The 19,321-nt window shown below is 64.4% G+C and carries 18 protein-coding genes; 11 read left to right on the plus strand and 7 right to left on the minus strand.

Annotation, left to right across the window (positions count from 1 at the left end; all coding sequences use genetic code 11):
• Window position 1: 1 nt before the first annotated feature.
• The 6 genes from KUL25_RS01385 to KUL25_RS01410 form a co-directional block, all read right to left on the minus strand.
• A complete protein-coding gene (locus tag KUL25_RS01385) occupies window positions 2-310 on the minus strand; it encodes a hypothetical protein (protein WP_257891285.1) in 309 nt (102 codons plus the stop codon).
• Window positions 300-1,349: a hypothetical protein gene (locus KUL25_RS01390; protein ID WP_257891286.1), complete on the minus strand. Its 1,050-nt coding sequence runs from the start codon at window positions 1,347-1,349 to the stop codon at window positions 300-302. The genes KUL25_RS01385 and KUL25_RS01390 overlap by 11 nt, the downstream gene beginning before the upstream one ends.
• On the minus strand, window positions 1,346-1,750 hold the full coding sequence (locus KUL25_RS01395; protein WP_257891287.1) for a hypothetical protein: 405 nt from the start codon (window positions 1,748-1,750) through the stop codon (window positions 1,346-1,348). The genes KUL25_RS01390 and KUL25_RS01395 overlap by 4 nt, the downstream gene beginning before the upstream one ends.
• Window positions 1,747-3,243, minus strand: a complete 1,497-nt coding sequence (locus KUL25_RS01400; RefSeq protein ID WP_257891288.1) for an FAD-binding oxidoreductase — start codon at window positions 3,241-3,243, stop codon at window positions 1,747-1,749. Before KUL25_RS01400 ends, KUL25_RS01395 begins: the two co-directional genes overlap by 4 nt.
• A gap of 83 nt (window positions 3,244-3,326) precedes the next feature.
• Entirely contained in the window at window positions 3,327-3,704 is a 378-nt protein-coding gene (locus tag KUL25_RS01405) for a carboxymuconolactone decarboxylase family protein (protein ID WP_257891289.1), read from the minus strand.
• Between the two features lie 75 nt (window positions 3,705-3,779).
• Window positions 3,780-5,492: a BCCT family transporter gene (locus tag KUL25_RS01410; RefSeq protein ID WP_257891290.1), complete on the minus strand. Its 1,713-nt coding sequence runs from the start codon at window positions 5,490-5,492 to the stop codon at window positions 3,780-3,782.
• Window positions 5,493-5,788: 296 nt separating this feature from the next.
• Between KUL25_RS01410 and KUL25_RS01415 the strand changes: the two genes are divergently transcribed.
• From KUL25_RS01415 to KUL25_RS01425, 3 genes are all read left to right on the plus strand, one after another.
• On the plus strand, window positions 5,789-6,871 hold the full coding sequence (locus KUL25_RS01415) for an alcohol dehydrogenase family protein (protein WP_257891291.1): 1,083 nt from the start codon (window positions 5,789-5,791) through the stop codon (window positions 6,869-6,871).
• A complete protein-coding gene (locus KUL25_RS01420) occupies window positions 6,871-7,599 on the plus strand; it encodes a hypothetical protein (protein ID WP_257891292.1) in 729 nt (242 codons plus the stop codon). The genes KUL25_RS01415 and KUL25_RS01420 overlap by 1 nt, the downstream gene beginning before the upstream one ends.
• 66 nt (window positions 7,600-7,665) lie before the next feature.
• The gene (locus tag KUL25_RS01425) at window positions 7,666-8,610 is read left to right on the plus strand and encodes an NAD(P)-dependent oxidoreductase (RefSeq protein ID WP_257891293.1); all 945 of its coding nucleotides are present in this window, start codon (window positions 7,666-7,668) and stop codon (window positions 8,608-8,610) included.
• Window positions 8,611-8,715: 105 nt separating this feature from the next.
• Here the strand turns inward: KUL25_RS01425 and KUL25_RS01430 are convergent, their stop codons facing one another.
• On the minus strand, window positions 8,716-9,561 hold the full coding sequence (locus KUL25_RS01430) for a LysR family transcriptional regulator (RefSeq protein WP_257891294.1): 846 nt from the start codon (window positions 9,559-9,561) through the stop codon (window positions 8,716-8,718).
• 222 nt (window positions 9,562-9,783) lie between these two features.
• On the opposite strand from KUL25_RS01430, the gene KUL25_RS01435 reads away from it, so the two are divergent.
• The 8 genes from KUL25_RS01435 to KUL25_RS01470 all read left to right on the plus strand — a co-directional run bounded on the left by KUL25_RS01435 (window position 9,784) and on the right by KUL25_RS01470 (window position 19,318).
• Window positions 9,784-12,234, plus strand: a complete 2,451-nt coding sequence (locus KUL25_RS01435) for a GcvT family protein (RefSeq protein ID WP_257891295.1) — start codon at window positions 9,784-9,786, stop codon at window positions 12,232-12,234.
• Window positions 12,235-12,339: 105 nt separating this feature from the next.
• Complete coding sequence (locus KUL25_RS01440; RefSeq protein ID WP_257891296.1) at window positions 12,340-13,230, plus strand: homocysteine S-methyltransferase family protein; 891 nt, start codon at window positions 12,340-12,342, stop codon at window positions 13,228-13,230.
• Complete coding sequence (locus KUL25_RS01445; RefSeq protein WP_257891297.1) at window positions 13,227-13,646, plus strand: DUF2867 domain-containing protein; 420 nt, start codon at window positions 13,227-13,229, stop codon at window positions 13,644-13,646. The genes KUL25_RS01440 and KUL25_RS01445 overlap by 4 nt, the downstream gene beginning before the upstream one ends.
• On the plus strand, window positions 13,643-14,473 hold the full coding sequence (locus tag KUL25_RS01450; protein WP_257891298.1) for an isocitrate lyase/PEP mutase family protein: 831 nt from the start codon (window positions 13,643-13,645) through the stop codon (window positions 14,471-14,473). Before KUL25_RS01445 ends, KUL25_RS01450 begins: the two co-directional genes overlap by 4 nt.
• The gene (locus KUL25_RS01455) at window positions 14,466-16,010 is read left to right on the plus strand and encodes a trimethylamine methyltransferase family protein (RefSeq protein WP_257891299.1); all 1,545 of its coding nucleotides are present in this window, start codon (window positions 14,466-14,468) and stop codon (window positions 16,008-16,010) included. The genes KUL25_RS01450 and KUL25_RS01455 overlap by 8 nt, the downstream gene beginning before the upstream one ends.
• A 100-nt stretch (window positions 16,011-16,110) precedes the next feature.
• The gene (locus tag KUL25_RS01460; RefSeq protein WP_257891300.1) at window positions 16,111-17,082 is read left to right on the plus strand and encodes a dipeptidase; all 972 of its coding nucleotides are present in this window, start codon (window positions 16,111-16,113) and stop codon (window positions 17,080-17,082) included.
• Window positions 17,082-18,764, plus strand: a complete 1,683-nt coding sequence (locus tag KUL25_RS01465; protein WP_257894804.1) for a hypothetical protein — start codon at window positions 17,082-17,084, stop codon at window positions 18,762-18,764. Before KUL25_RS01460 ends, KUL25_RS01465 begins: the two co-directional genes overlap by 1 nt.
• The gene (locus KUL25_RS01470) at window positions 18,761-19,318 is read left to right on the plus strand and encodes a DUF3726 domain-containing protein (RefSeq protein ID WP_257891301.1); all 558 of its coding nucleotides are present in this window, start codon (window positions 18,761-18,763) and stop codon (window positions 19,316-19,318) included. Before KUL25_RS01465 ends, KUL25_RS01470 begins: the two co-directional genes overlap by 4 nt.
• Window positions 19,319-19,321: the final 3 nt, after the last annotated feature.

Raw genomic sequence — 19,321 nt, forward strand, 5'->3', positions numbered from 1 at the left:
CCTAGCTGGCGGTAGGCGTCTCGCGAAGGAAATTCGGGATGCAGGCCTCCAGCCCCGCCGGAAGCACCAGCCAGGCACCGAATTGGTAGAGCCGCGCGGGCAGGTCTTCGGCGTCACTGCGCAGGGTCAAGGAGATCGGCGAGCGGCCGGTGATGGCAATGTCGGCGGGCAGGTTTTCGATCAGCGCGGCGGTGGGAAACGGGACGAAGGCGGCAGGTGCCTCGCCGCCCGCGCGCATGACGATGGCCAGGGTGGCGATCCAGCCGATGAGAACAAGCGGCAGTGCAACGGCGAGGCGTTTAATAGTCATGGATGTGTTCCAGCCGCAGGCCGCGCGCGTCCAGCGTCCGAAGCACCGTGGCAAGCTCACGCACAGGCACCAGGAACAGGTGTCGTGTGTCGCCATAGCCTTGCCGCGCAAGGCTTGCCAAGGCACCGGGCTGCGTGGCCGCGTCCGAGGTGGCTGTGAACATGATCTGATCGTTGCCCGCCATGTCGATGAACTCGGCCCCCTGATCGGCCCAGGTGGCCAGCAGGCCGGTAAGTTCCCTGTAGCGCGGCGTCTCGATCTCCAGCCCCGCGTCGGTCTGCGCGATGAGGCTGACGCCGTCGACGTTTGTGAAGGCCTCCTCTGGCAGGCCGATGACGACCATTTGAAGGGTCAGATCGTCAAAGCCCGTCGTTGCCGCGACGGCGTTGGTGATGACGCCCGCATAGGCCGCGCGCGCGAGGTGTTCCAGCCCCAGGGAAAACGCGCGTTCCTGATCGCGGAAGGCGTCGGTGGCCACCTGGTTCAGGGCCGCCGCATCGCCGCGAAAGTCGTAGCGATACCACGGGACCTGCTGCAGGAAGGCGGCATATTCGGCGGCCTGTTGCGCCGACAGATTGTCGAGCCGCGCGTGTTGGGGGCCGCGGATGATTGTGGCGACACGTCCGATGGTTTCCTCGTAGGCGGCCTTCATCAACATCTCGAAGGTGAAGGAGACACCGATGACGTAGACAAGTTGGCGGGTGCCGCCGTCGATCTCACCCAATGCCGCGGCTTCGGTCGTGAGCGTGCAGAGCGAGGACCAATACCCGAAAATCGCCCGGAAGTAGCTGAAATCATGGGGGTCGCCGTCACGGATCACCTGCGCGTAGTCGTCATAGGCGTGGACGATGTGCCACTCGGGGTAGGTCAGCAGGGTGCGGATTTCCGGGCGGGTCTCAGCCGATAGTGGCGTGGAGGACGCAGGTGTGGCGCTGCCCCGGCACATGGTCTCCACGTAGACCACGGGCGACGCCAGCACGACCACAAGGATCAAAAGCGCCTGCAAGATGCGCCTTATGACACGCCCCAGGGCCCTCATGCGCGGCGCGCCGCGACGCCTGCGGCCAGGGCCACGAAGCCCAAGCCGATGTGGGGAAGGTTGGCCATGATGCGCTGGAAGGACCAGTCCATGCCAAGGGCTTCATTGGTGAAGATGCCGAAGTCGAGGTAGCCCCAGCCGGTGAAGATGCCGAAAATGCCGTCGCCAAGGTAAGCGGCACCGAACAGGATCAGGAAGGTCCGCGCGGAACGGTTGGAGATCAGGCCTGCGAGGAAGGCCCAGATGGCACTGACCAGGTGCAGCGCATCGTCGAAGGGATCGAGGGCGAAGGTCCCGAAGGCCAGGCCCGCGTCATCGGTCAGGCCGGGGATGTAGTTGATCGCGGCGGACCCCAGAAGGATGACGGCGTAGACCAGGCAGAGGCGGCGGATCAGGCTCATGTCAGGGGCTCCAGATATGTGTCCCACAGATTATTGCGCAGGGTAAGTTGCGGGTCGAGGGCGCGTTTGGCGGCGGCGAATTCCGGCGCGCGGGGGTAGGCACGGGTGAATTGATCAAGGCTCGCATGGGGACGGTACGGCAGATAATATGTGCCGCCGATAGCTATGATACGCTCGATCAGGGCTGCCGTCATGCGGGCGTGATCAGCCTCTGCCCGCGCGGTCATTTCCTGGGTGAAAGACATCACGGCCGCGATACGCGGGGTGGGCGAATGGGGCAGCAGGCTGTCGGTATCGCTGTCCACGAAGCGCAGGGTCACGTTGAGGAATTCGACGAAAGCGTCGGGAATGACGTCCTGACATGCGCTGAGAAAGCCGTCAAAAGCGTCGAAAGGCACGAAGTATTCGTGCAGGATATCGACGCGGGTGGGGTTGCGGTCATCCAGCGTGATGACCGGCTCGTTCATCAGCGAGTTGCGCGTGCTTTCGCTCGCGAGGCGTGGCGCGAAAGAGGATTCCATCCACCAGCGCCAGTCCTTCATTCCTTCGCGCCCCACTTGGCCGCGGTACAGATAGGAAGCGGCGTAAGACATCCAGCCGCTTTCCGTAGCCGCCGGGATGTCGGATTGATCCGGCGTCGGGGAATAAGTGACCAGAAGCGCCTCTTCGAAGAAGCTGTCGCGGCTGACGTTGAGACGCCCGTAGGCCATGGGCATCGTTGGGTCGTCCACGGCGGCGCGGAAGGCGGTGGGAAAATCAGCGGCGGGCAGGGGCGTGAACGACGGGGAGAGGCGCTGGTTTGGAACCATGTCGACCTCCATATCCACGATCATGCCCGCCAGCCCATAGCCGCCCACGGCCAGGTTGAAGAGGTCGGCATTTTGCGTGCGCGAGGCGGTGACGAGGTCACCCGACGGCAGCACCATACGGAATTCCCGCACGGTAGCCCCCATGGGACCATAAGGGACGGGCCAGCCGTGGGCGTTCACGCTGAAGGTGGCCGCAACGCCGAAGTCGTGGTTGGATTGCATGACGGCGGGCGAAAAGCCAATGGGATCCAGCGCCGCGATCACATCGCGCCAGCGCGCGCCGCCATTGACGCGGTAGGTGCCCCGCGCGGTGTCGGGTTCGATCGTGGCGTCATCTACGGTGATCGCGTGGCCATCGCGGGGAATGCTTTGCCCTCCCATGGAGTGGCGCGCGGCGCTGACGCAGACAGGCCGGTTTTCGGATTGTGCGGCGGCAAGTTCGGCCCGAAACGCCTCGATCAGCGCATCGCCGTGGGCGGCGGGGCGCGTGTGGACATGGATCGGCGTGGCCGACAGTTCGGAGGCGTCGTTGAGCATCAGGGGCGCGTCCGGCGTGCCCCCGATCCGCGCCACACCGTCCAGTTGCGACAGACCCGGCGCCCAAACGTTGCCAAGGCCGTAGCCTGCGACAGCGCCCGCGCCCAACAGCAACGCCCGGCGTGAAATCGTCCCCTTGCCGCTCATGTCTCAACCCCTTGAGATCAACTCTGACACCATTCATGAACGATGTTCATTTATTTGTAAATGGCTTAACCCGTGACGTTGGGTCATGAGTCTCCGGCGTCTTCCAACACGCGACGCGCGACGCGGAAGCATTCCAGCGCCATCGGCACGCCGCAGTAGATTCCCACGGCGTGGATGATCGCGCGCAATTCCTCCTTGGTGACGCCATTGTTCAGCGCGCCTTTGCAGTGGGTCTCCCATTCGGCCATCCGGCCCAAGGCGGCCAACATCGTCAGGTTCATCATCGAGCGCGTCTTGGCGTCAATCGCCTCATCCCCCCAACCAAAGCCCCAACACCACGCGGTCATGGCTTCCTGAAAGGGGCGGGTGAAATCATCGGCGGCGGCAAGGTGCGCCTCTACGTAGTCCGCGCCCAGAGTGGCTTTGCGCTGCTCCAGCCCCAGCTTGAAAAAGTCGTCCATGGGATCCTCCTGTCTGACATGAAAAATCGGGCCGCCCCTTTTGGGAGCGGCCCGTCGTATCGCTGTGATGATCGCTTACTCCGCCGGAACGGCACGCTCCGAAGGATGCACGGTCGTGGCCACGCCCGCGCGCTCCCGGCGGCCATCGTTCCAGATCGCCTTGATCAGCGACAGGCACATCAAGACCATGACGATCGAGAAGGGCAGCGCCCCGATCACCATCGCGGTCTGAATGGCGCTGGTGCCCCCCGACAGAAGCAATCCGCCCACCACAAGCGCCAAGGCCGCACCCCAGAACAGGATGTGGGGCCGTGCCTTGGGGCCTTCGTCACCGGCTGCGTTGATCGTGTTGACGATCAGTACCGCCGAGTCTGCCGAGGTAACAAGGAACGTCGTCAGTAGAACAACGATCAGCACCGCCATGCCCCAGGCCAGGATCTCGGCGATGGGCAACAAGATCAACTCGGTAGTGGCGAAGATCATGTCACCGAACCCGGCGTTCAGGATCGCGCCATTGGCGTTACCGTTCAATTCCAGGTCGACGGCGGTCCCGCCTGCCCAGGAGAACCAGACAAAGCACATCAGGGCCGGAACGATCATGGCACCCAGGACGAATTCCCGGATCGTGCGCCCCTTGGAAATCCGTGCCAGGAACAGGCCCACGAAGGGCGCGAAGGCGATCCACCAGGCCCAGTAGAAAACGGGCCACCAGCCCTGCCACTGCGCCAGAAGGAAGGCTTCCGATCCCTCGACCCCGTCCGAGCGGAAGACGTTGAAGCTAAGCGTTGGCAGCGCGGTCAGGTAGTCCCACAAGCCCACGAACATCGCCGTGAAGCCAAACCACGTGGCCCCGAAGATGATGAAGAAGCCCAACAGGACAATCGACAGGACCATGTTGATGTTCGACAGCCATTTGATGCCCTTGCCCACGCCCGACAGGGCCGACAAGGTGGAGGCGCCCATGATGAACAGAAGGGCCACGACGATGCCTAGGAAGTTCACCGCCCCGGCGATGCTTTCGCCATCCGCGTTCACAGCGTTCGCGCCATAGGTCAGGCCCCCGATGCCGATGCGGGTCAGGCCGGCGACGAATTGCTCGACCCCGAAACCGAGGGTCTGTGCAACGCCAAGGATGGTTGCGACGACGGCCACGATGTCGATGATATGGCCCAAGGTGCCCGACAGCGCCTTTCCGAAAATCGGCGTCAGCGCCGAGCGGATGGTCAGCGGCAGGCCGCGACGATAGGCGAAGAAGGCCAGCGCCAGGCCAATGATCGCATAGCAGGCCCAGGCGCCCGCACCCCAGTGCAGGAACGACCAGACATAGGCTTGGCGCACGTTGTCCGCCCCGTTTGCCGTCGTCAGCCCCTGGATCACCGAGGGGTTGTTTTGGAAGTGCGAGATCGGCTCGGCCACGGAGAAGGTCAGCATGCCGACCCCGATCCCGGCGCCGAACATCATCGAGAACCATGAAAAGTTTGAGAATTCAGGCACTTCGTCCGGCGTTCCCAGCTTCATTCGGCCGGCCGTCGGCCAGATCGCAAGGCTTAGGCAGACGATAACGAAGGCGGCGACCACGTAGATATACCATGCCGCGAAATTGTTGAGGATGACCGCGTTCCAGGTGCCAAGCGTTGCACCGGCCTGAACGGGCCAAAAGATACACCACACCACAAGGATGCTGATGATCGCCTTACTGATGATGGTGACGTTCTTGCTGAAACCTTGGTAGAAGCCGGAATCTGCTGTTTTGATTGGCAGGTCCGTCAGAGGGGGCTTGATTGCCATGTTCTGTCACTCCCTTATTGTGACCCGGAATTTCCACGCCAGAGGGGTGCGTTTTCCTTTCGGTCTATTGCCCATTTTGCGGGCATTATCGCGTGTCGGATAAGCCTCGCGTGATTCTACCGTGTTTCGAAAGCAATTAATTCGGGCGTTAATTTGGATAGGGACGGTTAATGCGCGGAAGGCGGGCCCTTGCAAGCCGGGATCGGAGGGGTTGCGCCCCAGCGTCAGGGCACGCCAAATGGGCCGGTTCCGTTTCCCCGCGGCCCGCGTGTGCGCCCATAGAAAGACCTGCAGCAATGACGCTTCCGACCAAAATGCAAGCGATGGTGCTGACGCGCCATGGCGATCTTGACGCCTACGCCTGGCACGAGGATTGGCCTGTACCGGTCCCCGCTGCGGGTGACGTTCTTGTGGAAGTCGGCGCGACCGGTCTCAACAACACGGACGTCAACACTCGTACCGGCTGGTACTCCAAGGCTGTGACGCAAGCCACCACCGGGGGCGCCTATGCCGAGGTAGGCGAAGAAGATCCGGCCTGGGGGGGATCGCCGATCCACTTCCCGCGCATTCAGGGCGCGGATGTCTGTGGCCGCGTGGTGGCCGTGGGTGAGGGCGTGGACCCCGCCCGCATCGGCGAGCGGGTGATCACCGACAACTGGCTGCGTGACGCGGATGATCTGGGGAACCTTGACAAGACCGGCTACTACGGGTCTGAGAGGGACGGCGGCTATGCACAGTTCGCGACCATGCCCGGGCGCAATGCGCTGGCGGTCAACAGCGCGCTCAGCGATGCGGAACTGGCGACATTTTCATGCTCGTACTCCACCGCCGAAGGCATGCTGGAGCGGGCCCATGTCACCGCCGCCGACACTGTCCTGGTGCCCGGTGCGTCCGGCGGTGTGGGCGGTGCGCTGGTGCAACTGGCCAAGCGCCGAGGCGCGCGCGTCATCTCCATGGCGTCCGAGGCCAAGCACGCCGCCGTGGCCACCCTCGGCCCCGACCGCATCCTGCCCCGCGCGCCTGCAAACCTCCGCGGTGCTTTGGGGGATGAACGTGTGACGGTCGTTGCCGACATCACCGGCGGGCCGCAATTCAGCGCCTTCATCGAGGTCCTTGAACGCGGCGGGCGCTACACGTGTTCCGGCGCCATTGCCGGGCCGGTCGTCGATCTGGACCTGCGCACGCTCTACCTCAAGGACCTGACCTTCACCGGTTCCACCGTCATCGGGCCCCAGGTCATGCCCAACCTGATCCGCTATATCGAGGAGGGCGCGATCAAGCCGGTGCTTGCCGCCACCTATCCGCTGCGTGACTTGCGCGCGGCACAAACCGCCTTCATCGCCAAGGAGCATACCGGAAATATCGTGGTGATCCCCTGATGTCCGAGCCTTCCCAGTTCTGGAGTTTCCCCAAACGTGGCGCGGTGCCCGACCTGACCCACATCCTGGAGGCCGAGACCCTGGCCGAGCTTGCCGCTGCCACCGGCCCACATCAGGGCGCCGTCTTGGACGCCATAGAGGCCGAGCGTGATCGTACCGTTGCGGACGCAAGGCAGGTCGCCGCCGGGTTGCGGGCCAAGGGCATCCACATGGATGTTGACGCGATGTTGCGCGGCTCCCTCCGGGATCGGTTGTCCGACAAGTGTTATGACCTGCTTGATTGGTGGGAAGGCCGGGTCGAGCCGGTTGAGGCGCCGCCGCCAGACGATGTCGTTTTCTCTGTCGCGCTCGCCCTCGCCATGACCCACCCGACCGGTGACATCGCGGCGGAGTACGATGATATCGACGCGGAAGTTGACCGCATGGTCGAAGCGCTCAGCCGTCAGATCACGGTCGCATGGGGCAGAGCGCCGTTGACGGCGACGGTGCCCGACGCGCTGATCGAGGATTTGGCCGAACAAGACGACTTCTCTGAGGAGGGTGAAATCTTGCTGACCGCCCAGTCTGTCGTCGCTTACTGGCCCCCGATCCGCAGCCCCGCGATGGCCCTTCTGGTCGAGCAGGAAGACGGTGGGCTCGCCATAACGGTCAGCCTTGTGGCCCACGGCGCCCCCGCCCACGGCCGCTTTGCGCAGATCCTGACGGATCATGGGGGCAGCTTGTCGTAAACGCGCAAGACAGCCCGCTTGCGGGAACTGCCATTTGGCGGGGTCGCGAACGGGATGGAGGCCGGGATGCAAGTAGGGTTTATCGGATTGGGCAGCGTCGGCGGCAAGCTGGCGGGCTCGCTCATGCGCAACGGGGTGGATCTGGTTGTCCATGATCTGGACGCCGAGGCCGTCGCGGGGTTTGTCGCGCGTGGCGCACGGGCGGGGGGCGATCCGGCGGCGATGATGGCCGCCTGCCACGTGGTGATCACCTGCCTGCCGTCGCCGGCCGCCTCCGCCGCCGTGGTCGACGCCATGTTGCCCGAGGTCGCGCCCGGCAAGATCTGGATGGAGATGTCCACCACCGACGCCGCCGAGATCCTGCGCATCGCGCCGCTGGTGGCAGCGAAGGGCGGCGCGGTTGCGGAATGCCCGGTTTCGGGCGGGTGCCACCGGGCCGATACGGGCAATATTTCGATCTACATGAGCGGGGACCGCGCGGTCTTTGATACGGTCTTCCCGCTGCTCACGAAAATGGGCCGCCGGATCTTGCACACCGGGTCCCTGGGCGCCGCGTCCACGCTGAAAGTGATGACCAACTATCTGGCGACAGGACACCTTTTGATGTTGTGCGAGGCCCTGACAGTGATGCGCGCGGCAGGCGTGGACATGGCCACAACCTTTGAGGCGATTGCCGTCTCCTCGGGCAATTCCTTTGTCCACGAGACGGAAAGCCAGTTGATCCTGTCGGGCTCTCGCGATGTGAATTTCACCCTCGATCTGATCCAGAAGGATGTGGGGCTGTTCCAGACCATCGCGGATCGGACCAACGTGCCGCTGGAGATCAGCCCGAAGATGATCGAGATGCTGACAGAGGGCCAGCGCGTGCTGGGGCACGCCGCGCAATCTGACCGGATGATCGAGCTGCTGGAGGCGGCGACGGGTCTGGACGTGCGCGCCGATGGCTTCCCGGTGGAATTGGTCGACGACGAGCCGGAAGAGCCCGGGTATGAGGTATTGGTCAAGCGGTGACGTGGTGTTGTTGGAGGGGGCGGGTGGGCCCGCCCACCCACCCCTTTTGGGGGCTCTGCCCCCTTGCCCCCCGGAGTTTTCCTGGCAAGATGAACGAGGGAGCCCCTAGGGACCAATGCGGTTCTTGAGCACTTTTGCCATGCGCCGGTATCCCGCGCGGTGGCGGTTGCGCAGGTGCATCGCCACGAAGACCGGCTGGGTGATCCTCGGTGCGTCCGGGACGGCATGGGCCGTGCCCTCTGCGATCAGGCCCTCGGCCATTTCTGTCGGCAGATAGGTGGTGCCGCCAAGGGCCACCAACAGGCCGCGCACCGCCGCCGCCTGACCGCTGGAGACAGACCCAAGGCTGAGCCCGGGCAGAAGCGCCGCGTGGGTTTGCGTGAAGGCGGGGGCGTAGTTGGGCAGGATGTAATCGGTGGGTTTGACGTCGGACAGCGCCGTTGGCTCGGTGGCGATCATCTGGTAGGCGACCTCTCCCATGCTTTCAAAATAGAGGTCCGGGGAGGGGCGGGGCGTGAAAACGACGCCGAGGTCCAGCGCGCCGGTTTCAAGATCACGGCACATCTGGGTGGAGTAATCGCCATCCACGTAGAAGCCGCAGTCGGGCAGGGCCTGCCGAAGGGCGGCCAACCAATCGGCGACGTGGTTGTCTATCAGGTCGTGCTGGATGCCGATGCGCAGCATGACGGCGGAGCCATAGGGCTTCACGTCGGCGCGCCCGTCGGCCCAGGCCCGGCGCAGAACACGGGCGTGGGTTTCGAACCGGAGGGCGGCGGTGGTGGGCTGCGTGCCTGCGCGGGAGCGTTCGAACAGCCGTTCGCCTAGCGCCTTTTCTAGCGCTTTGATCCGGCCCGAGACGGTGGATTGTGTCACGTCCAGCCGGTCGGCGGTGCGGTTGAAGGAGCGGGTATCGAGGAGGTCGAGGAAGGTTTCGATCTGGTCGATTTGCATGGGAAGTTGGCCCTCTTTGGGGGTTCCACCCCCGTCCTGCGGACTCCCCCGGGGATATTTGAAGAACGGGGAATGGGGGGCGCGGCGCGGGGTATCTAATCGGTTTTTTCGATTGAAACAGATGTGGCGCGCGAATTGAAGTCCTGGAATTCCGATACGATACTTGCGGGCAACAGAGGTTTCAGGCGCGCGAACTTCGCACCGCCTTGAGGGGAGGATTTCATGGCTGATCTGCCAAGCACCGCACGGGTTGTCATCATCGGGGGCGGGGTCGTGGGGACCTCGGCGCTGTACCATTTAGCAAAGGGCGGGTGGAGCGATTGCGTGCTTTTGGAGAAGAACGAGCTGACGGCGGGCTCTACCTGGCACGCAGCGGGGAATTGCCCCAATTTCTCAACGTCTTGGGCGGTGCTGAACATGCAGCGCTATTCGCTGGAGATGTACCGGACCTTGGCGGATGACGTTGATTATCCGATGAACTACCACGTCACGGGCTCCCTGCGTCTGGGCCACACGAAAGAGCGCGCGCAGGAATTTCAACGCGTCCTCGGCATGGCTGAATATCAGGGCATCGACATGCGCATGGTCTCGAACGAAGAGGCCAAGGAGATGTATCCGTTCCTTGAGACCCACGACCTGTCCGGCATCCTTTACGACCCCTACGACGGCGACATCGACCCCGCGCAGTTGACCCAGGCCATGGCGAAGGGTGCGCGCGATCTGGGGGCGCAGATCCACCGGTTCACGCCAGCAACGGGGGTCCGCCGTGAAGGCGGCGAATGGATTGTCGAGACGGAAAAGGGCGAGATCCGCTGTGAATTCGTCGTCAATGCGGCTGGTTACTACGCGCAGCGCGTGGGCGAATGGTTCAAGTCCCATGGTGGGCGCACGGTGCCGATGGTGGTGATGAGCCACCAGTATTTCCTGACCGAAGAGATCCCGGCGGTGAAGGAATGGACGGCGGCCAACGGCAAGAAGCTGCCCCTGATCCGCGACGTGGACAGCAGCTATTACCTGCGCCAGGACAAGAACGGCCTGAATCTTGGCCCCTATGAGCGCAACTGCAAGGCCCATTGGATCACGCCCGACGATCCGATGCCGGAAGACTTCTCGTTTCAGCTTTATCCCGACGATCTGGACCGGCTGGAGTGGTACATCGAGGACGCCATGGCGCGCGTGCCGCTTTTGGGCGAGGGCGGTGTGGGGCGCAATATCAATGGGCCCATTCCCTATGCGCCCGACGGATTGCCGATGATTGGCCCGATGCCCGGCGTGGTGAATGCTTTCGAGGCGCATTCCTTCACCTTCGGCATCGTGCAGGGCGGTGGCGCGGGCAAGGTGCTGTCGGAATGGATCATGCATGGTGAGACGGAGTGGGACATGTGGGCGGTCGACCCGCGCCGCTATACCGATTACACCGACCATTCCTACTGCCTAGACAAGGCGCTGGAGACCTACGGGCACGAATACGGGATGCATTTCCCTTGGAAATCCTGGCCTGCGGGGCGCAACAAAAAGCTGTCGCCCAATGATGGACGCGTGCGTGAATTGGGTGGCCAGATGGGCGCCTATGCGGGGTGGGAACGGGCCAATTGGTTCGCCAAGCCCGGCGATGACACCTCGCTTGAGGCAACGGAGACGTGGGAGCGACATGGCCCATGGGAGCCGCGCGTGCGCGCAGAATGCGAGGCCGTGCGCGATGGCGTTGGCGTGTTGGACCTGCCGGGGTTCTCGCGCTTCAACCTGAACGGTGAGGGCGCGGCGGAGTGGCTGCGTGGACGCATCGCGGGCGCTTTGCCCAAGATCGGTCGCATGAACCTTGGCTATTTCCCGGACACGCGGGGCCGCATCCTGACGGAGATGTCGCTGATGCGTCACGCGGAGGATGCGTTTACGCTGATCACCGCCGCCCCGGCCCAGTGGCACGATTATGAAGTGCTGTGGCGGGATGGTCTTCCCGAGGGCGTCAGCCTGACGGATCACACGGCGGAATACTCCACCCTCATCGTCACCGGCCCCAAGGCGCGCGATCTGTTCGAGGCGCTTGGAACCGAGGCAGACCTGTCGCTTGGCTGGTTGAGCCATCAGCCCGCCAAGGTAGCGGGCGTGCCTTGCGCGCTGGCGCGGGTGTCCTTTGCCGGGGAACTTGGCTGGGAAATCCATGCCGCCAACGCCGATATGCCCGCGGTTTACGAGGCGGTCATCGGGGCGGGGGCCACGCCCTTCGGAATGTGGGCGCTGAACTCGCTCAGGATCGAAAAGGGGTATCGGGCGTGGAAGGGCGACCTTTCGACGGATTATTCGCTGCTGGAAGGGGGGCTGGAGCGGTTCATCAAGTTCGACAAGCCGCAGGATTTCCCCGGGAAGGCGGCGCTTTTGTCCGAGAAGCAGCGCGGATCGTCCAAGAAATTCGTGGTCCTCAGCGTCGACGCAGGGGCCGCGGATGCGCCCTACATGTCCACGATCACCCACGACGGAAAAGTGGTGGGTGAAACGACGTCCGGCGCCTTTGGCTACCGCGTCGGCCACTCTGTCGCGCTCGCCATGGTGCGCGCCGATCTGGCCACCCCCGGCACGGAGTTGAACGTCAATATTTACGGAGAGATCTGCAAAGCCACCGTTCAGGGCGATGGGCCGATCTGGGACGCTGCGAATGAACGGATCCGTGCATGACTGGCCTGTTTCGATGACCGTCTGCCTCACCCACGTCACCGGAGGCTTGATACGGGCCGCCGCCGTGATACCTGCCGGCCAGTATTTTACGGGAGAGGCAAGGCAATGACGGAAATCACGATACTCGACGGCGGCATGGGGCAGGAACTGGTGGCACGCTCTGGCATGGCGCCCACGGCGCTGTGGTCCACCGATGTGATGCGCGCGCAGCCCCATTTGGTGGGTGAGATTCACCGAGATTTCTTCCGTGCGGGCGCGCAGATCGCCACTGCCAATACCTATGCCATCCACCGGGATCGTCTGGTCCGCGCTGAGGCCGAGGATGAGTTTGCAGCACTGCACGCAACCGCGCTTGAGCAGGCACTGAAGGCCCGCGACGCCCATGGCGCGGGGCGGGTGGCGGGGGCGATTGGTCCACTGGGGGCCTCTTACCGCGCCGATCTGACGCCCCAACACAGCACCGCCGTGGCGCTTTATGCCGAAATTGCCACGCTGCACGTGCCCCATGTGGATCTGCTGATCTGCGAAACGATCACGTCCCTGGCCCAGGCCGAGGCGCTTGTGGACGGTGTGCTTGGCCTTGGCGTGCCCGTGTGGTTGGCCTTCAGCGTGGATGACAAGGACGGCACCCGCCTGCGCTCGGGCGAGGCGTTGGCCGACGTCCTGCCGATGGTGGGGGGCGCGGCGGCGCTTCTGGCCAATTGCTCGGTGCCCGAAGTAATGCCCGATGCACTGGAAATCCTGTCACGCGCGGGCCTGCCGTTCGGGGCCTACGCCAACGGCTTCACCGAGATCAGCGCGGGTTTTCTGGGCGATGCGCCCACCGTTGATGCCCTGACCTCGCGCACCGATATGGGGCCCGAGGCCTATGCCGATCACGTTATGGGCTGGATCGATCAGGGCGCCACGATCGTCGGCGGCTGTTGCGAAGTGAGCCCCGCACATATCGCGGAAATCGCCCGCCGGGTGAACGCCTTGGGGCGTGGTCCGACATGACGGGCCTCAAGCGCCCGCTGCGACCACCCGATTGGTCCGACATGCACACAGCACCCCTGCGGGCAGAGCTGACAACGGCGCGCGCGGCCTATGAGGCGGCGCTAGGCCAGATGCCGCCCTGGGTCCAAGGGGCGATGAAGGTACGAAATTGGGTGGTGGGGCGGTTTGGCCTGAGGACGCCCACGATGGGGAAGGGAATGGCGGACCTGCCCATCGTCTCCGAGACGCCCGAGGCATACGAGCTTGGCCTCATCGACCGCCACCTGACATTCACGTTGGAAACGATCCGCGAGCGCGGCACAGCCCGCCTGATTACGCGGATCTGGTTCAACCATTGGACCGGGTGGGTGTACCTCGCCGTGGTCCTGATCCCCCATAAAATCATCGTGAAACTGTCCCTCAGGAGGCTGGCATGACTATGGCTGATCGACACGAGGCCTTTGCGCGCCTCCACATGCAGGGGTGTTTCGTCATGCCCAACCCCTGGGATCGCGGCTCGGCCAGGATGATGGCGGCGTCTGGCGCGGTGGCGCTGGCGACCACCTCGGCGGGCCATGCCTTCACTCTTGGGCGACCGGACATGGGCGGCGTCACGCGGGACGAGGCCCTGGCCCACGCGCAGGACATCGTGTCCGCCACGCCGCTGCCGGTATCGGGCGATTTCGAGAACGGTTTTGGCGATGATCCCGACACCGTTGCCGAAACGATCCGAATGGCGGCCGAGGCGGGGCTGTCGGGCTGCGGGATCGAGGACATGGGGTTTGAGGGGGGCTTGCGCGCCTACGACTTCGATCTGGCGGTCGCGCGCATCCGCGCCGCCGTGGCCGCTGCGCGCGCGCTGGGGCGGCCCTTTGTGCTGACCGCGCGGGCCGATGGGGTGATGAATGGCCTCTACGATCTGGACGAGGGCATCCGCCGCTTGCAGGCGTATCAAGCGGCAGGCGCCGATTGCCTTTACCTGCCGGTGCCGCCGGGCAGGGCGGAATTGGCCCGGGTGTTGGCGGCGGTCTCGGCGCCCGTGAACGCGCTGTCGGTGGGGGCGCTACAGGACGTGTCGTTGGCGGATCTGGCCACCATGGGTGTGCGGCGCGTGTCCTTGGGCAGCCAGATGGCGCGGGTAACCCATGCGGTGATCCGCGACACGATGCGCCACGTTCTGGCCGGGGATTTCACACCCCTGAAGGCAAGCGCTTCAGGGGCAGAGGTTGATGCGATGCTAAGGGAGGGTAGCGCAAATGACTGATGTACTGGAGAAAAAGAGCCGTCGAGGCGGTGGCCGTGCCGCACGCGTGGCGGCAAGGGCGGCGGCATTGCCAGAGGACATGCGCCCGATCCGCGCCGGGATGGAAGGCGGCACGCTCAAGGTGTTGTCCGAGGCTCAGGTGGCCCAGATCCACGAGGCGGCGCTAAAGGCGTTGGAAACGATTGGACTGGCCGATGCGCCGCAATCGGGCATCGATCTGATGGTCGGTGTGGGCGCGATCTTCGGCACTGATGGCCGCCTGCGCTTTCCGCGCCAGGTGGTGGAGGATGCCCTTGGCAAGGCCGCCCGGAACATCACGCTGATGGGCCGCGATCCGGTCCACGACATGGAACTGTCCGGCACCAAGGTGCACTACGGCACCGCGGGTGCTGCGGTGCACGTCGTGGACAGCGCGACCAACAGCTACCGTGAAAGTACGGCGCAGGACCTCCATGATGCGGCCCGCATAATGCAAGCCCTTGATAATGTGCATTTCTTCCAACGCCCCATGGTCTGTCGCGATGTGCTCGACAATCTGGAGATGGACATGAACTCCATCTACGCGTCGGTGTCGGGCACGACCAAACACATCGGGATGTCGTTCAGCGACCCCACCCATGTGGCGCCCTGCATGGACCTGATCCATATGCTGGCAGGCGGCGAAGAGGCGTGGCGCGCGCGGCCGTTCATCTCGAACTCGAACTGCTTCGTGGTGCCACCGATGAAGTTCGCCACGGAAAGCTGCGAGACGATGGAGAACTGCATCCGCGCGGGCATGCCGGTGCTGCTTTTGTCGGCGGGCATGTCTGGGGCCACCGCGCCCTCGACCATCGCGGGGGCAGTGATGCAGGCAACGGCGGAATGCCTTGCGGGGCTGGTCTACGTAAATGCGCTGTCGCCGGGTTATCCGGCGATCTTCGGAACCTGGCCGTTCGGGCTGGACCTGCGCACGGGGGCGATGTGCCTGGGATCCGGCGAGCAGGCGCTGTTGTCATCAGCCTGCGCGCAGATGCACCAGTTCTACGGCCTCCCCGGTGGGGCGGCGGGCGGCGCGTCGGACAGCAAGATGCCCGACATGCAGGCGGGGTGGGAGCAGATGTGCTCCAATGTGATGGCGGGGCTGTCGGGGCTAAACTTGGTCTATGAGGCGGCGGGCATGCATGCCTCACTTCTGGGATTTTGCCTGGACAGCCTGGTGTTGGCCGATGACCTGATCGGCCAGGCCATGCGCTGTGTGCGCGGGATCGAGGTGAATGAGGAGACGCTGGCACTGGACCAGATGGCCGAGGTCTGCCTGGGCGGCAATGGCCACTATCTGGGCACCGACAAGACGCTGGCTTTGATGCAGCGGGATTTCGTCTATCCGACCCTCGGTAACCGGATGAGCCCCAAGGAATGGGACGAGAACCAAAAGCCAGACCTGATCGTGAACGCCCGGGCGCGCAAGGAGAAGATCCTGGCCGAGGGGCGCTGCCTTGTCACACCGGATCTGGATCGTCGGGTACGCGAAAAATACGCCATGTATTTCGAGAGTTGAGAGAACGGATTGCCCGACGCGCCGCCCACCCACCCACCCCGTCGCGCCGGGCAATCCTTCGCCCTTGACCTTGGGGCACGGCATCGGTCAGATCGCTGCCATGCGCATTGATGGTCTTCAGTATTGCAACTGGTCGCGCCGTATTTTCCAGGAAATGCGGGCAGGGGGGGTGGACGCGGTCCATGTCACCATCGCCTATCATGAGGTCTTCCGCGAAACGGTCCTGCAGATCGAGCGCTGGAACCGATATTTCGAGGATCATGGCGATCTGATCGTCCCTGCCAGGACCGCCGCCGATGTCGACGCGGCCCGCGCCTCGGGGCGGACGGCGATCATCTTTGGGGCGCAAAACCCGTCGCCCATCGAAGACGATATCGGGCTCGTGGAAATCCTGCACACCCTTGGCCTGCGGTTCATGCAGCTGACGTATAACAACCAGTCGCTGCTGGCGACGGGCTGCTATGAGGTCGAAGATCCGGGCCTGACCCGCATGGGGCGCGAGGTCGTGGCCGAAATGAACCGCGTCGGGCTGGTGGTGGACATGAGCCATTCTGCCGACCGATCGACCATTGAGGCGGCGGAGCATTCCGCCCGCCCGATCGCGATCACCCATGCCAATCCGTTCGACTGGCACCCCGCCCGTCGCAACAAGCGGGCCGAGGTGATCGAGGCCGTCGTTGCGAGCGGTGGAATGATGGGATTTTCGCTGTACCCCCATCACCTCAAGGACGGCAGCGCCTGCACGCTGGATGGCTTTTGCGCGATGATGGCGGATATGGCTGAGCGCTACGGGGTGCAGCATTTCGGCATCGGCAGCGACCTGTGCCAAGACCAGCCCGATAGTGTGGTGGAATGGATGCGCGTGGGGCGTTGGACCAAGCAGATCGACTATGGCGAGGGGTCCGCCGACAACGCAGGTTTCCCGCCGCAGCCGGAGTGGTTCGCGTCGAACGCGGATTTCCCCAACCTGGAGCGCGGCCTGCGAGACGTGGGCTTCGACGACGCCGGTGTGGCGGCGCTGATGGGGCGCAATTGGTACGACTTCTTCGACAAAAACTTCGGGCCCCTGTGATGCAGCCCGCCCCGCAAGATATCGCGATGCGTGACCCGCAAGAGGTGATGACCCTGGCGCGCATGGGCTCCATGCACCAATCGCGGTTGTCATTCATGCGGGTTCTGCTGCGGCGGATGAAAGGGGAAGGCTGGCAGTTTTTCCGTCCCGAGTGGTCCGTGAATGCCAATGGCGAAGGCCACGCCGTCTATACTGCCCGCGCCAGCAACCGCGCCTATTCACTGGTCGCCTTCGCCCATGATTTGCCCGCAGATCAGCGCAGTGACCGGGTGATCGCCACCGCTTGGGATGCGACCTTCGTGCTGTTCGATGGGGTGCCCACCGAAAGCGATATCAAGGACTTGCGCGCCAATGTGCCGAAGCAAGAGGCGGGGCGCGTGTGTGACCGCGTGCTGACACTCAGTCGCGCCAACCGCTCGGTTCGGCTGTGGGATCATGTCGTCGGGGCGCTGGCCAAGGGCCAGCAGCCCGATGCCGCACAGATCGACGCGGTGGGCTACCTGATGCGCACGACCGCCGTCTACGGGTCCGCCAAGTTCGGCGCTGCCGACCGCGCCGCAATTGAAAACCGCCCCGAGTTGAATGCGCCCTTTCAGGCCGAGATGCTGACCGTCTATCTGATCCGGACGTTCGTTGCGGATCTTGTCGAGCACATGGCCCGCACGCAGGGCACCGCCGCCGCGCGCCTTGATCCGGCCCTCAAACGCCGCTTCGGGATCGGCAATTCCACGGGGCTTGGCATGGCGCCGTTCCTCGTCAATCACCCGCGGCTGATCCACAACTGGATCGCGGCACGCGAATGGGCGTTGGCCGAGGTGCGGGGCCTTGCCCGAGCCTCTGCCGCCGAAGTTGCGATCTTCCGCAGCTTCACCGACCGCGCCGCGCTCAATGCGCAAAAGTGGCACTCGGCCCACCCGATCCAGCAGGTCAAACTGACCCAGTTGCGCGCCGATATGGCCGCGTTGCAGACCCATCTGACGACATTCGATTTCAGCGCTGACCGACCCTGGAACGCTTTGTGGCGTTGGGCCGAAACCCATCTTGGCCTTGAGGGGCAGGAGCAGCTTGCCGCCCTTCTGCTGGAACCCTATGGCCCGCTGATCGACGATGCAGCGGGATGCATGGCCGCCGATGAGACGCCCGCGCGCATCGACGGACGCATGGACATCGACACCCTCAGGACCCTGATCGAACGCATCCACCCGCGCGCGCTTGGCACCGATTGGACTGCACCCGAGGCCTGCGCGCGGGTCTGGTACACCTCTGCCGAGAAGCTGGAGCCGCGATTGGGCGAGCGCGCCGAAGAAAACCTCGACGCTTATGCCAATGCGCTGTGTCCAGCCCATGATGCGGCGAAACTCTATGCGGCGCTTGAGGGTGCCCAAGGCCCCGTCGCGGCCTTCCTGCTGCATGCGCCCGAGCATCGACACACGGTCCGTCGCCTGCAGTTGGCCGCGACCCATCCCTATGCCGAAATTCGCGACAACACGACCCACGCCGATATGGCCCCCATCGACCTGCTGCGCGCCAAGCTCAGCTTTTTCGGGGCGACGCGGTTCGATCCCCGCTCGGACCGATGGCTGCGGATCACCATGTTCCAAAACGCGCCCTATCCGGATGAGCTGGCCCACGCCGACCCCGATGGCTGGAGCTATCCGCCCCTTGCGGACGCCGCCCCGTGACCCAGGATCTCTCGCTGGGAGAGCTGCAATCGCTATGCACAAGGGCTGCGCGTGGGGCGGGGCGCGCCGTCGGGGTTGCCGAGGACGCGGGCCATGTCGTGCGTTGGCTGACGGTGCGCGGCGAAGACGGCGCAGGCGCGTTGGTGCGGCTTTTGACGGCCACCGATGGCTTTTGCGCGGGCGACATGATCCCGGACCTTCCCGCCTTTGCTCCCAAGCGTCAGGCAATTTGCCCCTTGGCTCTTGGCGGATACCTTTCGGATGTTGGGGATCTGCCGGAGGGGCCCATCGGCCCTGTCTGGGCGCCCATCCTCCTGCTGCCGTTCCTTGCTGAGCTGGCCCCAAACGGGGTCGAGATTGCCCCTGAAGCGGTCAACGACCCGACACCTCTGCGCCTCATCCGCCGCGAAGCGCCGCGCGTGATCTCGCAGGCCCGCGCCTGCGTTGCGCCAGAGACCTTTGAGACGCTACTCGCCTTTGCCGCGCGTACCTACGCGCCTGCGACCGCGCAAAGCCGTGCCGGGGCAGGAGCTGGCGTGTCGGACAACGACTGAGGG

The sequence above is a fragment of the Gymnodinialimonas phycosphaerae genome (assembly GCF_019195455.1).
GTDB lineage: Bacteria > Pseudomonadota > Alphaproteobacteria > Rhodobacterales > Rhodobacteraceae > Gymnodinialimonas > Gymnodinialimonas phycosphaerae.